At 43.1% G+C, this 21,250-nt stretch carries 16 protein-coding genes; 12 read left to right on the top strand and 4 right to left on the bottom strand.

Features of this window, described 5'->3' with window-relative positions; translation table 11 throughout:
- Positions 1–173: 173 nt before the first annotated feature.
- The 3 genes from R8P61_26685 to R8P61_26675 all read left to right on the top strand — a co-directional run bounded on the left by R8P61_26685 (position 174) and on the right by R8P61_26675 (position 3,606).
- On the top strand, positions 174–1,916 hold the full coding sequence (locus R8P61_26685) for a tail fiber domain-containing protein (GenBank protein MDW3650691.1): 1,743 nt from the start codon (positions 174–176) through the stop codon (positions 1,914–1,916).
- A gap of 13 nt (positions 1,917–1,929) precedes the next feature.
- Complete coding sequence (locus R8P61_26680) at positions 1,930–2,055, top strand: hypothetical protein (protein MDW3650690.1); 126 nt, start codon at positions 1,930–1,932, stop codon at positions 2,053–2,055.
- Between the two features lie 132 nt (positions 2,056–2,187).
- On the top strand, positions 2,188–3,606 hold the full coding sequence (locus R8P61_26675; GenBank protein MDW3650689.1) for a hypothetical protein: 1,419 nt from the start codon (positions 2,188–2,190) through the stop codon (positions 3,604–3,606).
- A 60-nt stretch (positions 3,607–3,666) separates the two neighbouring features.
- On the opposite strand, the gene R8P61_26670 is transcribed toward R8P61_26675, so the two are convergent.
- From R8P61_26670 to htpG, 3 genes are all read right to left on the bottom strand, one after another.
- Positions 3,667–7,104, bottom strand: a complete 3,438-nt coding sequence (locus R8P61_26670) for an SUMF1/EgtB/PvdO family nonheme iron enzyme (protein ID MDW3650688.1) — start codon at positions 7,102–7,104, stop codon at positions 3,667–3,669.
- Between the two features lie 93 nt (positions 7,105–7,197).
- Complete coding sequence (locus R8P61_26665) at positions 7,198–7,644, bottom strand: TlpA disulfide reductase family protein (protein ID MDW3650687.1); 447 nt, start codon at positions 7,642–7,644, stop codon at positions 7,198–7,200.
- A 63-nt stretch (positions 7,645–7,707) separates the two neighbouring features.
- Positions 7,708–9,555: a molecular chaperone HtpG gene (htpG, locus tag R8P61_26660; GenBank protein ID MDW3650686.1), complete on the bottom strand. Its 1,848-nt coding sequence runs from the start codon at positions 9,553–9,555 to the stop codon at positions 7,708–7,710.
- A 197-nt stretch (positions 9,556–9,752) separates the two neighbouring features.
- Between htpG and R8P61_26655 the strand changes: the two genes are divergently transcribed.
- The 7 genes from R8P61_26655 (at position 9,753) to R8P61_26625 (ending at position 17,694) form a co-directional block, all read left to right on the top strand.
- Positions 9,753–10,607, top strand: coding sequence for a hypothetical protein (locus tag R8P61_26655; protein ID MDW3650685.1), 855 nt, complete (start codon positions 9,753–9,755; stop codon positions 10,605–10,607).
- On the top strand, positions 10,582–11,094 hold the full coding sequence (locus R8P61_26650) for a Rab family GTPase (GenBank protein ID MDW3650684.1): 513 nt from the start codon (positions 10,582–10,584) through the stop codon (positions 11,092–11,094). The genes R8P61_26655 and R8P61_26650 overlap by 26 nt, the downstream gene beginning before the upstream one ends.
- A complete protein-coding gene (locus tag R8P61_26645; protein ID MDW3650683.1) occupies positions 11,084–11,488 on the top strand; it encodes a hypothetical protein in 405 nt (134 codons plus the stop codon). Before R8P61_26650 ends, R8P61_26645 begins: the two co-directional genes overlap by 11 nt.
- Positions 11,489–11,530: 42 nt before the next feature.
- Complete coding sequence (gene lpxK, locus R8P61_26640) at positions 11,531–12,598, top strand: tetraacyldisaccharide 4'-kinase (protein MDW3650682.1); 1,068 nt, start codon at positions 11,531–11,533, stop codon at positions 12,596–12,598.
- A gap of 1 nt (position 12,599) precedes the next feature.
- The gene (locus tag R8P61_26635) at positions 12,600–14,156 is read left to right on the top strand and encodes an AAA family ATPase (protein MDW3650681.1); all 1,557 of its coding nucleotides are present in this window, start codon (positions 12,600–12,602) and stop codon (positions 14,154–14,156) included.
- On the top strand, positions 14,128–15,798 hold the full coding sequence (locus R8P61_26630; protein MDW3650680.1) for a VWA domain-containing protein: 1,671 nt from the start codon (positions 14,128–14,130) through the stop codon (positions 15,796–15,798). Before R8P61_26635 ends, R8P61_26630 begins: the two co-directional genes overlap by 29 nt.
- 1,077 nt (positions 15,799–16,875) lie before the next feature.
- Positions 16,876–17,694 carry a hypothetical protein gene (locus tag R8P61_26625; GenBank protein MDW3650679.1) on the top strand — a complete coding sequence of 273 codons (819 nt, stop codon included), beginning with the start codon at positions 16,876–16,878 and terminating at the stop codon, positions 17,692–17,694.
- A gap of 192 nt (positions 17,695–17,886) precedes the next feature.
- Here R8P61_26625 and R8P61_26620 read toward each other — a convergent pair whose 3' ends face one another.
- On the bottom strand, positions 17,887–18,723 hold the full coding sequence (locus tag R8P61_26620; protein MDW3650678.1) for an SDR family oxidoreductase: 837 nt from the start codon (positions 18,721–18,723) through the stop codon (positions 17,887–17,889).
- Positions 18,724–18,958: 235 nt separating this feature from the next.
- Here R8P61_26620 and R8P61_26615 point away from each other — a divergent pair, with 235 nt between their 5' ends.
- Both R8P61_26615 and R8P61_26610 read left to right on the top strand, forming a co-directional pair.
- On the top strand, positions 18,959–20,119 hold the full coding sequence (locus tag R8P61_26615) for a fatty acid desaturase (protein ID MDW3650677.1): 1,161 nt from the start codon (positions 18,959–18,961) through the stop codon (positions 20,117–20,119).
- 85 nt (positions 20,120–20,204) lie between these two features.
- Positions 20,205–21,131: an NAD(P)-dependent oxidoreductase gene (locus R8P61_26610; GenBank protein ID MDW3650676.1), complete on the top strand. Its 927-nt coding sequence runs from the start codon at positions 20,205–20,207 to the stop codon at positions 21,129–21,131.
- Positions 21,132–21,250 lie beyond the last annotated feature (119 nt).

Raw genomic sequence — 21,250 nt, 5'->3', positions numbered from 1 at the left:
TTATGGACTATATATTCAACCGACTTATCCGAGTAAAATTCATTCTCATTTCTTCTGGTAATTTTCTCATTGCGACTCCATGTTTTTGAGAGCTAATATTTTGCTATTGAGGGAAAATAGATAGGCAATCAGCTGCACTACCGGGAATTGTTTTTGATAAACACACAAATGCTATGAAAAACCTAAGAATCCCCCCATCATTGATGTTAAGCTGGGTTTGGCTGATGTTATGCCTTTTGCCTTCAGTTTCTTTAGCCCAATCTCCTCAAGGTATCAACTACCAATCCGTATTAAGGGACGCTTCAGGAATTATTAAAAACCAAGTGGTACTTATTCGTTTCTCCATCATTCCAAGGAGCAGTGGAATTGTGAGCTATGTAGAAACTCATGCCGAGAATACCAATGAATTTGGCTTGATAAATTTGACCATTGGAAGTTCTTCAACACATACGGGTAATTTTTCAGACATAGCCTGGGGATCAGACATATTTGACCTTAAAATAGAGGTAGATCAGGGTAATGGATTTCAGGATATGGGAAATACCCAACTTCAGAGTGTCCCATACAGCTTGTTCGCGGATAAAGCTAATTCAGTAGAAAGTATTAGTCTAGCTGACATTGAGGAAGTTTCTGTTGCTCAAGCTGCTATCGGGGAAGTCTTAAAGTGGAACGGTACAGCATGGATTCCTCAGGCTGATGAGACCAGCGATATAGACGCTGACCCGATGAATGAGATCCAGAGCATTTCTCTCTCTGGGAATGACCTTTCTTTGTCAAGGGGAGGAGGAACTATTAGGATACCTCAAGCTCTTTGGAATCAAGACAGCTTGGGGATACATTATGATAATGGACGTGTTGGGATTCTAGTAGGTAATTTCCCTGCCCAGGCACCTTTTCATGTAGGAGAAGGGAATACAGTCCTGTTTGGTGCAGATACACTCGGGAAAAGTAATTTCTTTCCAGATCCCAAAGTGATGTTCAAGCCTGGAAGAGGAGGGGCCTTTCGCGCAGGTCAACTCAATGCTGATGGTTCCATAATTGGGGGCACAGGATTCGATTTTTGGGACCCAGCAAATGTCGGTTGGGCTTCTGTGGCAATAGGAAACAATACAAAAGCAACAGGAGCGGGATCAATAGCCATAGGAATTCGAGCTTCGTCAACTAATTTTGGTTCAGTAGCTTTAGGACACCTTTCCAGAACCATTGGAAATTCAGCCGTCTCAGCAGGATATTATACACGAGCAGATGCCTTCGTTTCAACCGCAGTAGGGGCAGGTAATATTGGAGGAGGAAGTCCAAATGCCTGGCATGCAGACGACCCGATTTTTGAAGTGGGAAATAGCATAGATACTTTCAACCGTTCTAATGCATTTACCGTTCTGAAAAATGCGAGAGTCGGGATAAACCACAACAGCCCCCGATCCATGCTGGACATTGAGCAACCCAACCCAGGCATAGGTAATGGAATCTTCCTCAATCTTTCTGGAGCTGGGCACTGGGAAACATCGGTTGACCAGTCGGCTGATTATAATTTTTATTTTAACAATTCCCTGAAATCCTATATCCTGGATTCGGATGGAAGCTATATAAAAACGTCTGATCGTAGTCTTAAAAAGAACATCAAACTATTGCCAGATGTACTGCCAAGAATTTTACAGCTCCGTCCCAGCACCTATCAATTCAAGGACAGTAAGAAAGATGCCCCTCTTTCGACTGGTTTTATTGCTCAGGAAGTGGAAGAGCTATTTCCCAATCAGCTAATCGAAAAGGAGGGAATCAAAGGATTAAAATATGCTGAATTCAGTGTTTTGGCTATCAAAGCGATTCAGGAGCAACAAGATATGATTGAAATACAAGCGAAGGTGATCGAAGACCTTCAGGAAAGGCTCGAAAAACTAGAAAAAGAACTTAAATAATAAATTTCTCATCATGCAAAGGATCAGTGTTCAGCAGGAAAAAGTTGTTGAAACCCTCGGTCAAGCTGGAGAGCAATGCCCGGAGAAGTTGATATCGACAAACAGGAAGGGCAAGAAAGAAGTGCTGGAGCTTCTATAAATAGGGAAGAAAGGAATATAAGATTCCTACAGTAAGCGAAACCCTCAGCTGGGCTTGTTTAGATTTTTGATGTTTTTTAAGGCTTAATAATTTTCATACATTGGAAATGAATGCCTTAAAACAAAAATCGTCATGAAACGAACACCACAACTATTTTTGATCTATCTATCAGTATTTTTATTATCTGCTTGCGGGGGTGGTGGAGAAAGTACAGCTACTTCAACCCCTCCATCTTCAACCGAAAATGCTGCAGAAAATAACGCTGCTGCAGACAACAATGCCGAGCTATTTTCCGACTCACGTTCTGCCCCGACAGGTGATAAAGTAAACACCGTTGGTAAAACCATCAATCGAGATGCTGTCGGCAAAACCATAAGTACAGGAGCTGGTACTCCCGGAGATATCATCCTTTATGAATTTGATCGATCTTCACAGCTTTATCGTGCAGAAAATCTGACCAGCGGCAAAGAAGAATACGGAGAATTTGACACCTACAATGATCCCCAGGAAAAAGCGAACTCGGATATTTACCACTTCGAGAAAGACGGCTCCCATTTTTATGGAGTTGAATTGGAGGACAAATTCGTTGCGACCAACTTTCCGGGCGGAACAGAATTAGTCAGCATCTATTCGGGCATCAATACAAAAGTCAATAATGCTGAGAATTTCCAATACTTCGATGGAGCCTATATCGTACTGCACCTCAACCTGAAAGAGCATGATGCTGATCAGGGTTACAGCGAAGGTATGAACTGGGGACTCGCTTTATTCGCACATGATCCAGAAGAACCGCTAACAGGTTCCTTTCTTATGAAAATCTACAATACCAATGAGTGGTTGCCGGAACAAGTCAATCTGGAAGAAGAGATTTCGCTCATGCAAGAAGAAATTGCAATGGTTATGCAAGGCGATTTGACCTTTGAAGTAGACGGAGAAGTTCTGATTGGGGGCTATACAGTCAATGAAGAAAATCTTGAAACCTTTGATACCTATTTCATCGACCTGGAATCTGCGAGTATTGCTGAAGAGGAAGAAGATTTCATTGATATGGGACTATTCTTTGCAGGGATGGGCTTTGCTAATGAAGAAGAGGCCGTAATGATCATCGACCTGGGAGTAGGTAACGGATATTTTCAGATGTTGAGAATTACAGATATGGCCGGTGAATATAGTGAATATGATCCTTCCGGTTCTTATTTGTACATCCAGTCAGATGTAGATTATGGAAGTGGCGGAGGATTTTTATCCATAGAAGAACGCGAAGGAGAAGGGCATTATGGAGTCATTGACCGGGAGCATTATCCCCAGGATTTCAATGAGGAAGATGGGCCAGAAGAAGATTTTGAATTGATTTTACATAAAGCAGACCTTCCTTGTATTTATTATACAGATTATGAATCCGTCGATGGAGAATCTGATATGGAAGGAGGAGAAAGGATGTATATAATTACCAATTATGACTTCTTCATGCATTTCAGCCTGAGCATGGATCCGGATGGAGGGAAAGAATTGTTGAACTTTGGCGTGGGGGCCTTCTCAGGTATAGAATAAAGCAGAAAAGAAACACCTATAAATGAAAAGCGGGACTGAGTATTCTCAGTCCCGCTTTTTTTATTTCTGTATTTCTTTCACTACCCGAAAACCAAGAACAACATCTTTGTAGGTCACCAGATTATACAAGCGGAAAGTTTTTCTGCTTTGGGAAACTTCCTGACTCCATCCCCCACCCCGATTTATAACGAAGGCGGTTCCATTGATCTCATTTTCATTGGGGCCTGTGGGATTTTCTTGAAAAGTCCCGGAATAAGGCGCGTAATAGTCATAGCACCATTCCTTTACATTTCCACTCATATCATAAAGCCCTAATTCATTGGCTGCCTTTTGGCCTACAGCAGAAGTGAAGTTTGAATTCTTTTTATAATGAGCTACTTCTCCGATTTTATTTGAACCAGAATACAAATACCCCTTACTCAATTTGCCTCCGGAAGCGGCATATTCCCATTCTGCTTCAGTAGGAAGGCGATACCTTTCTCCGGTTTTGATCGAAAGCCATTTGCAATAGGCACTGGCCAGGTTCCAATTTATGGCGACCATCGGGTGATCTGCCAGCCAGTCAGAGGAAGGCATAGCAGGCATACTATCGGTCAACATGCCGAATAGATGAAATTGTGCTGCCGTAATCTCAAACTTCCCCATTTCAAAATCCGAAACAGCGACTTTATGTCTGGGCTGGGCATCTTCTTCATCTCGAACAGGTTCATCAGTTCCCATGAAAAATTCTCCTCCTTCTACTGGAAGGGTAATGGGGAAATATTTTTCTGCTAGCAGTTTTTCCTTTTCTGTGGAGGAAAGGTGTAGCCTGCTAAGTTGTAAAAGAGAATCCGAGGGATTGTTCCTTGCCAAATTCAAATGCCTGCTAAATTCATCTGAATTGGAACCCTCCAGTAAAGGTTCGGCTAAATCCAGAATTTTAAGCACAGAATCAGATCTGCCTATTTGCTGGTAAACGAAAGCTAGTTCATTCAGTCCGCTCAGGGTTTGCTCAACATTGAGTTTCATGCTGGCCGATTCTTCCAGAAACTCCAGGGCTATAGGATATCGCAAGCGATGAATAGCTTCATTTGCCCGCTCAATATTCCTTTCTACTCGTACCGTATTCGCTTCCAGAATTACCTGTGCATTATACCGCTGAAAGAAAGCAAAAATGACTGCACCTAATATGAGGGCAATGCCACTTCCGATTTGTATGAGTCGGTTGCGCTTCTTTTCTGCTCGTTTTTTATTTCTGATCTTCTGACTTCTCTGGATTAATTCAAGTTCCCCTGTTTGAAGGGAACGCATATGTTTCATTCCACTTTCAACCACTCCCAAATCGACTTCATCCAGAAAGACTTTTTCTTTCAGGGCTTCCTTTTCCCATTCGGTATCCGCCTGCTTTTCGAGGGCATTCAGGTCCATCAGTTTGGCAGAAAGAATTCGGGAAGCCCGCTGGGCAGGCTTATCAGATTCATTGTATTCAAACTCAACGATGGGAGCGAGGGTATCATGAGCGAGCATGGTCTGTTCGGCATCGTCGAGAGAGGCCAGCAATGAGAGGTCTTCGCAACGGCTGACCAGTTCTTCTATTTCCTCCATATGATCCTGGTAGCGATCCCGGATCTTTTCCATTTTTTGACTTCCTGCCGTTCCTAATTCTGTGACATGAAATTTTAGCAGATCCAAAGCCAGTCCCGAGTCCACTACTTCCCCCAATTGTTTCTTCATCGACCGCATGACTTCCAATTGCTTCAAAAAGAAATCCCGCAACTCAATTCCTTCATTCAGGAGTTGCTTATAATATGCATGCTTGAAAATGGGCTCTTCCGGATTTTCTTTCAAAGCCATTTGCCACATACGGCTGAGGATGATCTGCAAAACCGGTGCAACAGGAGAATCAGGATTTGAGCTTAAGTCTTTAGCAATGAGTTCGGGGAGTCCTTCTTCAATTTTTAGATTATAGGCCTTTTTTAAGGCAGGTCTATGGCCATAAACCTGGATGATTTCCTCGATATTTTTTGCATGGAGATGTTCAAGGAAAATGGTACTCCGATGAATCTCTGCATTTTTAAGTCTTTCCTCAATCTCCGGATGGTATTCTTTTCGATATGCGAGAATCAGTTTTCCTTTGAAAGATCCGTTTTTGGTATTCAGGAGTTTTTGAAGAGCTGCTAAGAAGAGATTGAATTCATCTTCTGACAATTGAGCATCATTTTCCGCAAAAGGAGAATTGAGCTTTTTTCCCTGAGGCCGGGTATACATTTCTTCTACCTGATCGAGTATCAGGATCATGGGTTTTCCCGTTTTTTCTTCAATTTTTAGCCAAACAGGCAAGAGGTTTTTTGCCTGGTGGAATCCTTCAAGTTCTTCTTCACTAAATGTGACTGGCGCAGGACTAGCTTCCTTCTTTTGACTTAATAATTGGATGAATCGCTGAAGCTCCTCCTGCTCACTCGTATCAAATTCATGGCTCATGCTTTTTAGCTGCTGAAGATTGAGCTCTCGACTGGCTACTCCCAATCCTTCCTGTAAGGTACCCAGGAGTCCTTTGTTTACATCTCTCCTCAGATAGATCACCACATGACTGTCCTCAATTCGGGGCAATAGACCAGAATCCAGTAAAGATGATTTTCCCGCTCCTGATTGTCCGTGAAAAAGGAGTAAAGGACTTGCATTGGGATCGGTGACTTGCTTATACAAAGATTGGATGGAGCTGGACCGACCAAAGAATACACGAGAATCATCCCGGGTATATCTTTTCAAAAAGCGGAAAGGACTTTGAGGGTATTCATAGGAACCAGGGATATCAGGTAATCCAAAAAGAGGATTGTTCCCGGCATCTGGCAGATTCCATTTTTTCACAATTTCCGAACCCTCTCGATAGTAAATATCCCAGGGGAAACGATCGGCCTGAACCTGAGTATCATCTTCATCTCCGAAATAAAGAGATCGCAAATCTGTAGAAGCGCCACTCCGAATTTTGATTTCATCCTGGGCTTCTTTCCAGGCTCTCGCGAGATTATTTCCCTGACCAATACTGCTGTAGAATCTGGCACCCAATTGGGTAGCGATATTGTCAGCGATGGAATTGGACGTACCAATAACCGCTGGGATGCCTGCTTTCAGTAGTTCTAGAGATTGTTGTTGAGTCGAGCATCCATTTAAAAAAATAAATCTCAATCCCTTTTGCCCACCAAGGAAGGAAACCAGACCTGCCCCATGTGCAATTTCATTGTTATCATTTGCCGTTTCCAGCAATAGTTGATAGCCATCGGCATGCCCACCATAATGAAATACAGCAATCCTGTCGCGATATCGAGCCTTTTGAAAAGTATTGATGATGCTTTCCAGGGTAGCATTGCTTTCTACTACCAATTCACAAAGGCCCGCATCTACGGCTGGTTCTAAGGCTGCTTTTAGTTTTCTTTGCTCAATGGCGAGGCCTCTTAGGTATCGTGCGGCTTGTTCTTTTTCATTGGCAAAAGCCAGGAAAATTACGGGGCGTTTAGACATTTTGTGTGTTGCGATAGGTAAAGATACTTACCAATATAAAAAAATCTGACTTAGCCCAATTTCTCTTTTCTTGTACTAAAGCAAAACTCATCCTTACTCTCCAAACAATTCTGCCATCGCATATTGCAAACGGTTTTGCACATTGGCCATAGAACCCCACATTGATCGAATTACTCGACCTTCTTTATCAAGTAGAATCCAGTGAGGAGTACCTTCGGCTCGATATCGCTCATAGGTTTCTTTGCCCTGATCTTTGTAAAGGGGATAGGGTAACTTAAAGTAAAGCTTTACTTCCTCTATCTGATGATTCGAGTATTCAGGACCTTCGAAACGACTATGTATAGCAATGGTCTGAAGCTCGGGATAATTCTTTTGCAGTTCCAGAGAAAAGGGAATAGCCCTTCCCATACAGCCCGGGCAGCCTCTGCTAAAAATGAGGATTAAGACAAATTTGCCCCGAAAAGATGCCAGACTGGGAACCTCCGATCCATCCAAACTTTCGATGGCCCATTCAGGAGCTATATGAGATTCGATAGACATAGGCTAAAAATACGTAGGGTCAGATTATTATCTGACCCTACCATTTGCAATATTTTATGATTTTTATTTCTTCTTCACACGCTTTTTCGCCAGAATATCCACGCTGCGGTGAATAAATTCTGTCAAATCCTTTCCTTCCAGCATATGCTGAGAAAGTAAAGCGAGGTCGATCAATTGACGAGCGGTGTCTTTACGAACACGACTTTCAACCATAGCCTGAACCAGGGGATGTTGGGTATTTACAACCAGATTGAAATTATCCGGCATTTCTCCCATCATCGTCATTCCGCCACCACCTACAGCTGCCATTTCTTTCATCCGTCTCATAAATTCAGGACGTGTGATTTGAACAGGTAGAGAATCGCTACTGAGTTTTTCCATCACGACTACCATACCGGGTTTTTCAACCGCTTCTTCAAAGACGACTTTGATCTTTTGCTCGTCTTCTTCACTTAAAAGCAGAGAGCCCTCATCCGCTTCTTTCTCCTCCTCGGCTTTCGGGATGAGTTTTTCAAGCGTATCTGAATCTACCCGTACCCAACGAGACTTTTCAGTATCTCTTTCCAGGAGGCCGATAAAGTGGCTGTCCAAAACGCCATTCATATGGAGGACATCATAGTCTTTGCTATCAGCTGCCGAGATGTACATATCCTGGCTCGCTTTATCAGTAGCATAGAGATATACGACATTCTCATCTTTATCTGTCTGCTTTTTGGCAATTTTCTCCCGATAGTCATCAAGCGTGTAAAAATTGCTATGGACATTTTCAAGTAAAACAAAGCTGCTCGCTTTCTCCTTGAATTTATCATCAGTCAGCATTCCGTATTTCACAAATACAGAAATGTCTTGCCATTTTTCTTCGAATTTCCCTCTGTCTTCTTTAAAAATCTCATTTAGCTTATCCGCAACTTTACGGGTGATATAGCTACTGATCTTTTTCACATTAGCATCTCCCTGGAGGTAGCTACGAGAAACATTAAGAGGGATGTCTGGAGAGTCAATCACCCCCTGCAGCAACATCAAATAATCCGGTACGATCTGATTTACTTCATCCGTAATGAATACCTGACGAGAATACAGTTGGATATTATTTTTCCTGGGATCGATGTCCTGACGAATTTTCGGGAAATAAAGTATCCCGGTCAGATTGAAGGGATAATCAACATTGAGGTGAATCCAAAAGAGGGGTTCCTCAGAAAAAGGATACAGCTCTTTGAAGAATTCCTGATAATCCTCATCCTTCAATTCAGAAGGGGGGTTTTTCCAAAGAGGATTGGGATTGTTGATTACTTCATTATTGAAGCTGATCTCAACCGGCAGGAATTTGCAATACTTGTTGAGGATGCCTTTGATCTTCTCATCTTCAAGATACTCCTGAGCATCTTCAGAGAGATGAAGAATGATTTCGGTTCCCCTACTCTCTTTTTCTCCTTTGTCAATGCTGTAAGAAGTCGTCCCATCACAGGTCCACTTGACCGCCTCACTCCCTTCTTTAAAAGAAAGGCTGATCACATCTACGGTATCGGCTACCATAAATGCGGAATAGAAGCCCAGGCCAAATCGCCCAATAATATCTTCCTGCTTGTCGGCATCTTTATATTTTTTGAGGAATTCTTCTGCCCCGGAAAATGCGACTACGTTCAGGTATTTTTTTACTTCTTCTTCTGTCATACCAATCCCGGTATCGCTGATGTGCAGGGTCTTGGCTTCTGAGTCAATCTTAATACGAATGGTGAGGTCTCCCTCTTCTCCCGTAAATTCTCCTTTTGAGGAAAGGTATTTTAATTTTTGAGTGGCATCGACAGCATTAGAAACCAGTTCGCGCAAGAAAATTTCCTGTTCTGAATAGAGCGACTGTTTGATGATAGGAAATATATTCTCCGTACTGACTGAAATGTTACCTTTTTCCATATCCGTTGTCAATATTTATATAGGGTTAAATTCAATGGCATTAGAATTTACCAAGGAAGTTCTAAGTAAAATTCGGTTTAATTAGCGCGAAATTAAAAAAGTTATAATATTCAGGGTAGGGATTCTCAAATAAACTTTGCTCTTTATGGGATAATTCATGTCCTGCGTGTATTTTGTAAGGAAAAATTTTTTAGCAATTGCTACAAGTTCAATCTAAAAAAGAGGCTGAAGGCCTGTTAAATGAGTTGAGGAGCTTGCTCCGATTCGATGATTCCGAAGAAAAAGCGGAATTTATCTCGCGTATTGACTCATTGCAGGAAGAAATTCGGGATGAGGAGTTATTTGAAGAAAAAATAAAGCCTCATTTTGAAAAAAACATCAGCTATTTACAGGAGAACTTTCCCGATTTGTTTTCCAAATACCTTGCCACAGCGATCAAAGCTCAAATAAGAGATTCGCAAGATGAGATCATCGATGCATTGTATCCCATTATTGGTAAGCTTATTGCCAAATATATCCGTGCAGAGATTGACCGGATCAGCCAGAGAGTTGATGATAGATTGGAAGATCCTTTTGCAAATTTCCGCTTTCGGGTGAAAGCATTTTTCTCTGGCGTATCCTATCAGGAGATGTTGATGAGAGAAGGGGTTATTGCCATATTGGAGGAAATATTTGTGATTCGGAAAGAGGATGGTTTGCTGATGGGGCATTTTTCACTCAATGATGTTTCGCATCCAGATATGATTGCAGGCATGTTGACAGGGATCAAGAGTTTTATTGAACACGCTTTTGAGAAAACTTCACAGGAGTTAGAAACCCTGGAATATGAATCATATACCATATTAATTTTCAATTTTAAGACTTTTTATTTCGCAGCAGTAGAGAAAGGACCTATTAAAGCAGAGTTTAAAGAAAAACTTCAAAACAGCATATTCGCATTTTGCGAAAAGAATGATGTGATCACCGATCAATCCCTCAATAAAGCCGTTATAGACTCCCTTTCCCTTGAGCTTAAGGAACACTTTTATGGATTCAACCAATTGGATAAGTAAGAAGATCGCTCTTCTGGGCTATCATGCAGTAGGAAAAACCTCTTTGATCAGTCAGTTTGTAGAACAAAAATTCCCTGAAAGTTATTTGTCAACTATCGGTTTGAAAGTCGATAAGAAGACCGTAGAATTGGGAGATCACAGACTGGAGTTGATCATTTGGGATATTGCGGGACAGGAAAATATGGCGCATATCCCACAGTATTACCTCAATGGATGTGGAGGTTTTATTTACGTCATTGATGTGAGCAGGCCCTCAACTTATGAGGATTTGAAGACCAAATTGCACATGATCCAGAGCATGGTCCCCGGAGCTGAAATGGTGATTGCTGCAAATAAAAAAGACCTCCTTTCAGCAAGCGAACTGGAAGAGGTGCTGGCCTCCTGCGAAATCAGACCAGACATAAGTACCAGTGCCAAAGAGAATGATAATGTGGAAGACTTGTTTAATATGCTTGCCAGCAAATTATTAGCTGCCCATGAATCTTGATGAGTTGAAATTGAGCCTTATCGAACCCAAAACCCAGGTAATTGTATTTGGGAAGGATGGCCCTATGCTTAACTCTTGCCAAAGCATGGAAGATATAAGTGCTTTCATCAATAGTTCTCTTTACGACCTGGATCCTTTGTTCAAAAGTATGGAGCGACTGATAGAAGGGATGCATACGAAATCTGATCCCATCTTTATCCCATGCGTAGAGTTTGATTTTTTTGGTAGAAAGGGATTTTTTGACTTCCAAATCAGTGTTCATCCCGATTACCCGGACCTGAGAGCCTGGCTGGCGATTGATAACAGTTCTGTTTACCGCTATTACCAGAAAATCCAGCAACAGCGAAATGAATTGCTGATGGAAAAAGAGACCCGAAGCAAGAAAGCCGGCTGATCTAAAAGATCATTATCTTGTGGCACATCCATTTGAAAGATTGTGCGAGTACCTACTTTCCTTTCCATTTTACTCCTCCCCTTCTCTCTCCTATATGGGGCGATACTCGCAATCCGCAATTTTTGCTACGAGCAGCATATCTTCAAAATTTATAATGCCCCTGTCCCTGTAATTTCTGTGGGAAATATTTCCATGGGAGGAACCGGCAAAACTCCTATGGCCGAATTTCTACTAAGGAAGATGGAGGAAAGAGGAATCAAAGCTGCTTACCTGAGTCGGGGTTATGGGAGAAAAACCAAAGGCTATCTTCGGGTAGACCCTCATTCTGGAAATGCAGATGACTATGGAGATGAAGCTTTTCAGGTGGCTCATAAGTTTCCCAAATTTCCCGTGGCGGTTTCAGAAAATAGAGAAAAAGGCATTCGGGAATTATTGAAGGAAGAGGTCGAACTCATCATTTTGGATGATGCCTTTCAGCATAGAAAAGTAGCTCGCGATCTGGACCTGCTTTTGATAGACGCAAACCGATTGCCTGTTGAAGATTGGGTAGTTCCGGCAGGGACGTTAAGAGAAAGTATCAAGGGCCTAAAGCGGGCGGATTTATTGCTGGTCAATAAGATTAAACATGATTCGCAAATTGAGAACATTACTCCAAAACTATCTCGCTGGCAAAAGAAAGTAGCTTTTATGCAAGTGGAGCAAAAGGAAATCAAAGCTTTTGATCCATCTCAAGACTTCACAGAAATGAATTTGAAGGAGGAGAAAGAAGTAGTTCTTTTTTCAGGAATCGGGAATCCAGACTTTTTCGAAGCCCAAATTCAAGCCGCTGGATGGAAGCTGAAAAAGCATATCAAATTTGGGGATCATTATGATTTCAAGGGAAAAGATATCGATCGCCTATTGAAGGAGAAGGGAGCAAATAGCATCTTCCTTTGCACCGAAAAGGATTTCTACCGCTTGCTCAACAAAAGCTTTTCGGAGAGACTAAGCGGAGAGGCTTTCTACTACATTCCCATTCAGCTCAAGTTTTTACAGGGAGAGGAATTTTTGCTAGAAAAGCTGGAGGGACTTAACTTGAAAACACACAGAGACAACTCAACACAAAATTAGTTTGAACATAAAGAAGCGCATAGCCTACTTACTGAAGCAACTCAATGAAGGCCTCTTCGAAAAAGAGAAGGTCGTGGGACTGGCTTTCCTTTCTGCCATTGCGGGAGAAAGTATTTTTCTGCTGGGACCTCCGGGAGTAGCAAAAAGTATGGCAGCAAGGAGATTGAAATACGCATTCAAGGATGCGAAATCTTTTGAATACCTGATGGGGAAATTCAGTACGCCTGATGAAGTATTTGGTCCGGTTTCCATCAGCAAGCTCAAGGACGAAGATAAATATGAACGCCTCACAGAAAATTACCTACCAGGCGCCAACATCGTCTTTCTGGATGAAATCTGGAAATCTAGTCCTCCCATCCAAAACTCTTTGCTTACGGTTCTCAATGAAAAGATTTACCGAAATGGGGATCAGGTATTCAAAGTAAACATCCGTGGTTTGATTTCAGCTTCCAATGAACTTCCATTGAAAGGAGAAGGACTCGAGGCAATTTATGACCGTTTTCTGATCCGGCTGATGGTAGGGGGAATTGAAGATGAAGATTTATTCAACCGCATGATCACCATGAAGGGGAAGATGGATGAAGATTCTCTGATTGATCAGGAGATGCGAATCACAGACGCGGAGTACGATGCCTGGGAAGATGATATCGATGAGGTTGAAGTGCCCGATCATATTTTGGGCTTGATCCATCATGTCAGGCGGATACTCGCTCAGAGGAATGTGACGGCTGATGAAAGCAGACAAATTTATGTGTCGGATCGGAGGTGGAGAAAAATCACCCGTTTGCTTCGAAGTTCTGCTTTCCTGAATGGGCGGAAAAAAGTCATGGTTATGGACTGCTTTCTTATTCAGGATTGCATTTGGGATAGAGAAGATGAAATCAAAGAATCTTATGATCTGGTCCTGGGATGTATTGCAAGTTATGGATATCGGAAACTGGTCAATCTGACTATGTTGACTGAAGAGCTGGATACTTTGAAAGAAGAGATTCGTAGCGAAACCCAGGAAGTACTGATTGAGCAGCTAGAGGTCAAAAAAGTTACCAAAGACGATAAAGGCCAGGAGTATTACAAAGTCATGGATTTCTGGGGAGAAAGTGCCGTTTTTATTCGGACGGCAGATTTTGAAAAAGTAAAGAAAGAAGAGAAAGCCTTTATTCCCGTTTTTGAAGAGGCTGCCAGAAGTTTCCGTCCTTTTCAAACAGCCGAGATAGAATTTAAATCGGATTTGCTGATTGAGAATAAAGGCAAGGAATCCCCTTTCGATACAGAGCAAACCGAAGTCGAGAAAGTCATTTCGAAAGAACCCAGTCAGGCCATGATCCGGATTTGGGATACCCAGATAAAACTTTTGTTGGACACCTGTGAAAAGCAGCTGGAAGCTTTGGAGAAGCAAAAGATGGAAGATGAGATACATATGGATGATCATCTCTTTCTCTCAGAAGAGTACAGTCAACATGTTTTTCAGGGCCTGGACCAAACCATGCATGACTTACTGGATATGAAATTGGAGATAGAAAAGACTCGACATGCCTACGAATCGATGGTTAAGGATTGAGGAAGAACTCAGTGATTTCATCCAGAAATCGGATTTGATGACGGAAGCCTTGCGAAGGTTTGCGGCAGAGCTTCTGTATTTTCATCTCCTCGATCCCGGCTTCGATGCCATTCCCAAGGTAAAGCATTCCGAGATTCCTCAAAGCTATCCCAATTGGGCCAGACTCTTCATTCGCATTTTGGAGAATAAATCCTTGCGTGATCTCACCTTGAACAATGAAGACCTTGCCTTGAGCATTGCCCGGGAGACCCTTTCATGGATCGGTCAAACCAATCAGGATTATAGTTCTGTCCATGAGTATGTTAAAGAAGAGAAGGACTTCAATTCCTTGAATCGCGTTTTGCGAAGCAGGGACTTGAGCAGCTGGCAGGGGCAATTGAGGACGCTTAAAGAGCTGTATCCCAAACAATCGACCAATTGGGATTTTTATGAGAAAGCCCTTTCCCGCGAAAATGCAGGAATACAGGAAGCGGCATCTCCCAATAATCGGACAGAGCAAAACCTGCTTATTATTCGTCAAAACATCCTCAATGACTGGTCGGAATTATTGGGCCGAAAAAAAAGCCGGCATGAAGAGGATTATTTAGAAGAAAGCCTGAACAGTTATTTCAAAGACCTCAAAGGCAAAGTATCCAAGCTGGAAGAACTGGGTGAACTACTGGCTCCTTTTTACAACTTCCTCGGACAGATTTGGAACGACTCCCTCAGCAATTGGAATAAGATCGATTGGGATGAAATGGAGGAATATGCCAAAAGCCTTGAGCGCGATTCACAACTCCGGGAACTGGCAGACATCCTGGGGCGTTGGCAGAAACAGGCCAAAGTAGTCGAGGAGAAAAAAGTCATGAAGGCCATTCCCCGACAAAAATGGAAGCCCAGTCCCTATGGAAAGTCAGAGATAGTCGGCATCCATCATAGCGATCATTTGTCTGCCATGCTTCCTTCGGAAATTACCTATCTGAGCTCTCCACAAATGGAACTCATTTGGTCCAAAAAATACATCGAAAAGAAGTTGCTCACCTTCAAATACAGATCGATAGAGGAAAGCGGCACAGAAGAAATACAGGAAGAAGTCATTCAAAAATCTGAGACCAAAAAACAGGGTCCGATGATCCTTTGTATTGATACCAGCGGTTCGATGTTTGGCCGCCCCGAACGCATCGCAAAGGCTCTCGCTTTAGCTTTGCTCAATATCGCCCTCCCTCAAAAACGCAAGGCCTTTCTCATTTCCTTTTCCACGGGATTTCAGGCCTTAGAATTGACAGGTATGGAGAATGATCACGGGCGTCTGATCGATTTCCTGCGCATGAGCTTTCATGGAGGGACAGATATTCAACCGGCCCTGGATGAAACCCTCAAAATTCTGGAGAAGGAATCCTATCATACCGCAGATGTTTTGGTCATCTCTGATTTTGTTATTCCTCGCATCGACAGAAAGATGTTTGATGCCATACAGGATACTCGCCGAAAAAGAGGCACTCGTTTCCACAGCCTTTTTATCACCCGCCGGCCTGATCCGGATCTCCCTCCCCTACCCATTTTTGACAATCATTGGGTTTACGACATAGACAATCCGGCAGTCATGCGCCAGACGATTGATCACTTTCAGACGTTTGAGCGTTTGCAGGAGATGGATATTTGATCTCTCCTGGAACCCCTCCGCTCGGGCCAACCTCCCCTTATTTTGCAAAAATGGGAGGTGCGCATTCCATTTCTTATTACACTGCCGTGTCATTGCGAGCCTGTAATACAGGCGAAGCAATCTCCTTCGCTCGAATAATCCTTTTTAGGTCAAGGGGATTGCTTCGCCTTTGTCAAAGGCTCGCAATGACAGATTGTTTGGGGTGTTAATGCTGGGTGTAAATCTAATTCGAAATGGGCGTGTGCGCTTGATTTTCCTGAACCCCTCCGCACGGGCAAACCTCCCCTTTTTCGTTGGAAAAATGGGAGGTGCGCATTCCATTTCTTATTACACTCGCGTGTCATTGCGAGCCTGTAATACAGGCGAAGCAATCTCCTTGACTCGAATAATCCTTTTTAGGTCAAGGGGATTGCTTCGCCTTTGTCAAAGGCTCGCAATGACAGATTGTTTGGAGTGTTAATGCTGGGGGGAAATCTAATTCGAAATGGGCGTATGCACGTGGTTTCCTGGAACCCCTCCGCGCAGGCCAAGCTCCCCTTTTTCGTTGGAAAAATGGGAGGTGCGCATTCCATTTCTTATTACACTAGCGTGTCATTGCGAGACGGAATCTCCGTCGAAGCAATCTCTTTGGCTCGAATAGTTTTTTTTTAGGTCAAGGGGATTGCTTCGCCTTTGTCAAAGGCTCGCAATGACAGATTGTTTGAGGTGTTATTGCTATGCGTAGATTTAATCTCTAATTGCGCGTATGCACGTGGTTTCCTGGAACCCCTCCGCGCAGGCTAACCTCCCCTTTTTTTGCAAAAAATGGGAGGAGCGCATTCCATTTTTTATGACACTGCTGTGTCATTGCGAGTCGGAATTTCCGGCGAAGCAATCTCCTTGACTCGAATAGTCTTTTTTAGGTCAAGGGAATTGCTTCGCCTTTGTCAAAGGCTCGCAATGACAGATTGTTTGGAGTGTTAATGCTGGGTGTATTTTTAATTCTCAAATTGCTGCATGTGGGTTGTTTCCATTTTTCCATTCGAAAAAGGGAAAGGGAGCTTGCGCGGAAGGCTTCCCATTCGCGTTCTTGCAATCATGCAAAAGCTACTACCGCAAATCGAAGAGCTATCCGATCTCAATAATCGAACGCTCTTTTTCTACTTCTTCAACATCACAGCCTCAGAAAAAGCAGGAGAAGAAACGCAAAAGACCTTCCTTCAACATAATGCAAAGGTCCTGCATTGGTGGGAATGCGAATACACCTTCATAGGTGAAGGCGAAGACTGCTGGACCCATGCGGCTGTGGTACAGTTTCCGGACCTGACTTCAATAGAAACAGCTGCTCAAGAAGGAATTCAAAGTACAGAGGTAGAAGGCATACAGGCTTTTGCAGTGAAACAAACGAAAGTCCCGGCCTTCATTCTCTTTCTTTTCAAACTGCTACGACCCATTGGGAACTTTCTGGATAAGGGCTTAGATCAAGAAGAAGTGCGAAAAATTTTTAGCGGAGGGGGAATCACTCCACGCAAAGATCAATTGGAAAAGCACTTTTCCAATACTCGCCAATCAAAAGCTTATATGATCAATTTGTTGCAGTCCTATAAGATTGCTCAGTATCCCGGAAATTCCACTGTTCGGGGAGCAACTGCCTATTACCGAAGGTATGGATTCACAGCCATGCGATCCGTAATTATGACAGGAGGAAATCTTGTCTTGGCAGGTAGAATGGGAGAGCCGATTCTGGAAAGCAATGCGCCCCTTGCTACAAAAGGTCCCTGGGAAGGAATCGGCATCATGGAGTACCCTCAGCCTCAAAAAATCTTTTCGCTCGAACATATGCCCGGATACAAAAAGGCGATTGACCATCGGACTGCGGGATTGGAGCGAACGGCTTTGATAATTGCGAAGAAGTAGCTTCCAGAATATCTTATTAAAACAAAACAGCCTGTCATTGCGAGCCCTAAACGAGGGCGAAGCAATCTCCTTGATTCTAAAATAGGGTTTGTATTCAAGGGGATTGCTTCGCCGTAAATTCCGGCTCGCAATGACACGCCTTGGTGTTATTTATTTCTATTTCAGCTTTCTTATTACCCGCGCACTTTTTACCTAAGCCAACTGCTGCAATCCCCTAAAATAATCTTCCCAACCTATATGCGGCCTTCCAGCAGCTTTTTCATAATCTGAAGGTGTATCAAAATCACCTCGGCGGATGCTTCCATAAATCGCAGCAATTACCCCTCCCAGAAAATCCCCTAATTCAGCCTTTCTTTCTTTTTCATACTCCTCAACACTCATCGGTTCATAGACCAGATTTGTTCCGAAGGCCAGATTCAAATAATCTGCCAATTGGTATTGAGTAATGGCTTCCCCCGTCAAAGAATAGGTCTGCCCATTATGCACATCCTCCAATAACATTTTCGCATAAGCTGCACCCAATTCATCCCGACTCGTATAAGCACACTTTCCATCTCCAGCACTGTTTGTGATTTTTCCGTCGCGCTTATAGGTTTCGATATAGTCCACATCCGGCTCTATATAGATGCCATTTCGCCCAATCGCATATTGCAAACCACTGGCTTTTATGTCTTCTTCCGTCTGTCGATTGCTTTTCACTACCGGCCCAAAGTCTCCTCCGACACTCGTATAGACAATCTTTTTTACTCCGGCTTCTTTGGCGGCATTGATCACATTTCTGTGTTGAGGAATGCGAGCCATGGGTTCGCCATTAGCTGAAAGGAGAAGAACTGCATCGATATCTTGTAGTGCTTCGTCAAAATCAGCCTTTAGCGTATAGTCTCCCTTTCGCAGCTCAACTCCATGATGAGCAGCCTTTTCGGGAGTTCGGGCTAAAGCAACAATTTGACGGGGATCAACGGCTTTCTTAAGAGCGCTGATAATGGCAGAACCTAATTGTCCACTGGCGGCGCATACGGCGATTTTCATAAAGGAAGTATTAGGGTGTTTGGGTTTTAGGGTATTAGTGTTGATTATACTTTTGAAGTAGAAAATACTCTTTCTTTCCTCTAAATGGAAGGAGAAATGATAGAGCAAAACACAAAGATGGGTATTTACCAAAGCTGTTTTAGCCATTTTGTATCAGCATACTTGTATAGAACTCTCTTAAAATATAGGGCCAGATATTAGGATATTCCTCTTAACAATGCTACTCTTGCTGCCGATGAACACTACTAGGCAGAAAGAAATAAAGCTCAAACACAGAAAGGAGATCATAAGTCGCTACCAAAAGCCCGATGAATTTAGTAAAGTGCTATGCGATCGAGCGGATGCTTATTTTATCGAAAATGGCTTATGCAAACATGACGGAGGCGCAGCCGTCTTTATGAATCTTGCCCTTGCACTCTTATTTTACCTGGTCCCCTATCTACTATTACTGGCAGGGATGTTACCTAATATTTGGTGGGTCTTATTGCTGGGCGTGATACAGAGTAATGGCTTTGTCATGATCGGCACCAATATGCATCATGGAAGTCATGGTTCCTTCCACCAAAACAAACACATCAATAAGTTTGTGAAGAAATTGGTCTGGATCATTGGCGCCGCTGACGACATCTGGTTTATTCAACATGTTACCCTTCATCATACGCACACAAATATTCATAGAGTAGATGGTGATCTGCACTCAGGAGAAGGCTCTATCTATTTTTCCAAGTATGCCGAAACGTCCTGGATTAACCGATACCAGCATATTTATGGAATGGCACTTTATGGCTTGAGTTTCCTGTCTCGAATTATAATCGCCGATTTCAAGCAGCTCCATATGTATTGTGAGAAAGGCTATATGAACACCCGAAAAAAGTCCTATCAGCGCCAACTTGTGCAACTGATCATGTCCAAGATCATATTTTTTGGGATTGTACTTGTACTCCCATACTTGTTGGGAGTTCCCTTTGTGCATGCTTTGGTATTATGGCTTACTTGTGTAATTATTGCCGGCTTCAAATTGACCCCCATTTTTCAACTCGCTCATATCAATGAGTGGGCGCCTCAACACCTGGATGAAGCATCAGGAAAGGACACTTTTGTGCGTCATCAAATGAAAAGCTCCGTAGATTTTTATTGGGGAAATAATCAAACGGTCGATTGGCTGGCAACTATGTATTGGGGCGGTTTGAACTACCAGTGCATTCATCATATTTGGCCCAAAATCTCATACGTTCATTACCCCGCTCTGGCAAAAATCCTTCGAGAGGTATGCGATATGAAGCAATTCAAAGATGAAACCTACCATAGACTGCCCTATAAAGAGGTCTTGTCATCACACGTCCGGACCCTCAAGAAAATAGGTTTTCAGATTGGACCGGAACTTATGGAAGGTTAAGGAGTCCCTTACCAAAAGCCAGACTGTCAAACCCAAGCAGGCTAACACACTAAAACCTTCCCCGCATTTCCCTTATCTTCGCGGCATGAAGGTCCTCATCATCGATCCCTACCATGAATCCTTGCTGGAAGAGCTGGATAAACTTCCTGTGAGCTATACTTATGAGCCGGCTCTGAGTCGGGCAGAGATACTCAAACGATTGCCTGAAGCCGAGATTCTCATCATGAATAGTCGGATTAACATTGATAAAGAAGCCGCAGATGCTGCTCCCAAATTGAAGCTATTGATCCGAGGAGCAGTTGGTATGGACCACATCGATATGGAATACCTGGCAAGCAAAGGAGTGCGCGCGCAAAATTGTCCGGGAGTAAATGCGGATTCTGTGGGAGAACAAAGTGTAGCTATGCTGCTGGCGCTTCGTCATCATTTACACAGAGCCAATCAACAGGTGAAAAATTTCATCTGGAGCCGGGAGGAAAATCGAGGGCATGAAATGGGAAAAAAGACCCTGGGGATTATCGGATATGGAAATACCGGCAAAGCGACTGCAAGAAAAATCAGTGGATTCGGTGCCAGGGTGATTGCCTATGATAAATACTTGCAGAATTATGGGGATGAATATGCAGAGGCTGTTGGGATGGAGGAAATTTTTCGGGAAGCAGATGCCCTGAGTTTGCACATTCCCCTGACAAAAGAAACGCATCATTTAGCCAATACCGATTTTTTCAATTCTTTTTCCAAGCCCATCTACTTCCTAAATCTGGCAAGAGGTCCGATCACGAATTTGGAAGATTTGATGAAAGCGATTGATTCGGAGAAAGTGATTGCCGCTGCCATTGATGTCCTTCCCAATGAGAATTTCAAGAAGTTGAGTGAGGAAGAGAAAGATTTGTACAGCCGCCTATTCGCCTACGAAAACATCATCTTTTCTCCCCATATCGGAGGTTGGTCGGTGGAGTCGAGAAGGAATACGGTGGATCGAATTATTGGGCATGTGAAGGAAGTTCTCTGACCAACTGTTGTGTCAGCCCGACCGAAGTGGAGGGGCCTAAAATACTTGCCCAGGGCTTTGCCAGATCCTATGTTGAATGGGTTATTAGAGCACTTGATTTAGTTCCCTCGACTTTGCTC

The sequence above is a fragment of the Bacteroidia bacterium genome, assembly GCA_033391075.1.
GTDB lineage: Bacteria > Bacteroidota > Bacteroidia > J057 > J057 > JAWPMV01.
This window is presented reverse-complemented; position numbering and strand designations above follow the sequence as displayed.